The organism is Clostridia bacterium (genome assembly GCA_036562685.1).
GTDB lineage: Bacteria > Bacillota > Clostridia > Christensenellales > DUVY01 > DUVY01.
The window spans coordinates 1-2,357 of the sequence record DATCJR010000058.1 but is presented as its reverse complement, the minus strand read 5'-3'; the positions used below and the strand labels follow the sequence as shown (position 1 = coordinate 2,357).

The following is a 2,357-nucleotide window of genomic DNA, read 5'->3' as shown; positions in this document are numbered from 1 at the left end:
TCAGGTGGCATAACTTTTACACCTGGTGAAATAATGCTAATAAAAGACCATATTTTGTTTAATGTGCCTTCTCCGCTTATAGGAAAAAACGATGACAGCTTTGGAATTCGTTTCCCGGATATGACATATATGTATGACGCTGGTTTGAGAGATATAGCCAAAAAAATTGCTTTATCTCAAAATATAGAGTTAAAAGAAGGCGTATATTTACAATGTTCTGGACCTCAATTTGAAACTCCTGCCGAAATCAAGATGTTTAAGCTGTGGGGCGCAGATGCTGTTGGAATGAGTACAGCAATAGAAACTATAGCAGCACGTCATTGCGGTATGAAAGTTCTCGGATTGTCTTTTATAGCCAATTACGCTGCAGGAATTTCAAATGACATAATCACATCGGAAGATGTGAATAACACAGTAGGAAAGAATATTCAAAAAGCAGGAAATTTGATAAAAGAAATAGTTAAAGCGATAGGTTAAATTTATGAATATAAGATTATATAATGCCTACATTCTTAATGAAGATTTTGAAATAGTTTTTGGAGAAATACATATTAATGATGGCAAAATTGAGTATATAGGCAGTTCTTGTGAAAACTCAAAGAAATGGGATAGAAATATTGACATGCATAATGCTGTTGTTATGCATGGATTTTCAGATTGTCATACGCATTCTCCTATGGTTTTATTAAGAGGCTATTGTGATGACCAACCTTTGGATGTTTGGTTAAATCAATATATTTTCCCCATTGAAGATCATATGACTGAAGAAGACTGCTATTTTGGTACCCGTCTTGCAATTATGGAATATCTGTCCAGTGGGATTACTTCTATAGCTGATATGTATTTTCATCAAGAGAGTGTTATTCAGGCTTGCGTTGATTCAGGCTTTAAGGTAGTCGGGATAGGCACTGCAATGGATCTTGATGGGAAAACGGATGAAAAGTTAGACTATCTTGAGCAAAAGTATCTCAAATACAACTCGTATTCTCCTCTTTGTTCATATAAACTAGGATTTCATGCGCAATATACTGCAAGCGACACATTGATTAAAGGTGTAGCGGCCTTGGCAAAGAAATATAAAGCAGAGGTTTGTACGCATCTATCAGAAACTAAAAATGAAGTTGAGAGTTGTATTTCAAAATATGGCATGACACCGCCTCAATATCTTGTTCAAAACGGAATATTTGACTATGGCGGAAATGCATATCATTGCGTACATTTGGATGAGAAAGATATAGATCTATTAATTCAAAAAAACGTTTGGGCTGTTACCAATCCTTCTAGCAACCTAAAATTGGCTAGCGGCATAGCCAATATAGACAATTATCTGAAAAAGGGTTTGAAGATTGCGATTGGAACAGACGGCGCTGCAAGCAATAATACACTTGATATGTTTAGAGAAATATATCTTACAGCTGTTTTGTCGAAAGCCATTAACAAAGATGCTTCAGCAGTGCCTTTAAAAACTGTATTAAAAATGGCGACACTATTTGGAGCCCAGGCTACGGGCAATGCTTCTGGAGTGCTAAGGGTAGGAGCAGATGCGGATTTGACTGCTATTAGTCTTGATTGTCCTAATATGCAGCCTATTAATAACATTATTAATAATGTTGTTTATTCTGCCGGATCAAAAAATGTAATTCTTACTATGGTTAAAGGTAAGATTTTATATGAAAATGGTGAGTATAATATAGGTATAAGTCAAGAAGAAGTATTCAAAAAATGCAATGTTGCAATCAAACGATTAAAAGAACAGGTTAAAAAATAATCTATTATTGATGAAAAATTAAAGAGAAGGCATATGCATTTGCCTTCTCTTTTTATATATCTTATTGATCTTTTTGATTAACCTTTTAGGCCGTTAGACTGTCTTTCCATGTTTTCTAAAACAATATCATGAATATCGCCCAAAGAAGCACAATATTCAAGTACTTTCCAAGGAGTATTAGTGTGAAAATGAATTTTAATCAATTCATCATCGCCAACAACCAATAAGCAATCGCCTTCAATGTTTTTAGTTATGTAATCGCTTATGTTATCTTCCGAAAGATTTTTTCCTTCAATCAATAATTGCGTATCAAATTTAAATGAGATCATAATTTTCTCCTTATGTTTTTTTTGAGCAAATTTTAGTTTATCATAACAATTATATCACAAGAAAATTTGCCTTATAATTAATATTTTAATAATATTATCAAATAATTCAAATATCTTTTTAAGTCTTAATTTCTTTGAAGAGTTTTATTAAAACTTCTTAACGTACCTTAATGTTTATTTTATTTCTTAAATTGCAACTACAAGTGCAACGGTTTGTATAATAAGTTCTTTCAGTTTCCTTTACCCCGAGGGGTAAAGGA

The 2,357-nt window shown here is 33.1% G+C and carries 3 protein-coding genes; 2 read left to right on the top strand and 1 reads right to left on the bottom strand.

Translation table 11 applies throughout. The annotated features are described in order from the left end of the window. Both VIL26_02640 and VIL26_02635 read left to right on the top strand, forming a co-directional pair. The coding region (locus VIL26_02640) for a purine-nucleoside phosphorylase (GenBank protein ID HEY8389841.1) at nucleotides 1-477 on the top strand (477 nt) is incomplete at its 5' end. Between the two features lie 4 nt (nucleotides 478-481). Then, nucleotides 482-1,768 carry an amidohydrolase gene (locus tag VIL26_02635; protein ID HEY8389840.1) on the top strand — a complete coding sequence of 429 codons (1,287 nt, stop codon included), beginning with the start codon at nucleotides 482-484 and terminating at the stop codon, nucleotides 1,766-1,768. Nucleotides 1,769-1,845: 77 nt separating this feature from the next. Here the strand turns inward: VIL26_02635 and VIL26_02630 are convergent, their stop codons facing one another. Next, nucleotides 1,846-2,097 (bottom strand): kinase to dihydroxyacetone kinase, encoded by a 252-nt coding sequence (locus VIL26_02630; protein HEY8389839.1) that lies wholly within the window; start codon nucleotides 2,095-2,097, stop codon nucleotides 1,846-1,848. Between the last annotated feature and the right edge of the window lie 260 nt (nucleotides 2,098-2,357).

Bases quoted from the DNA above. Each gene is read 5' to 3' on its own strand.
- VIL26_02635 (HEY8389840.1), top strand. From the start codon at position 482: ATGAATATAAGATTATATAATGCCTACATTCTTAATGAAGATTTTGAA.
- VIL26_02630 (HEY8389839.1), bottom strand. From the start codon at position 2,097: ATGATCTCATTTAAATTTGATACGCAATTATTGATTGAAGGAAAAAAT.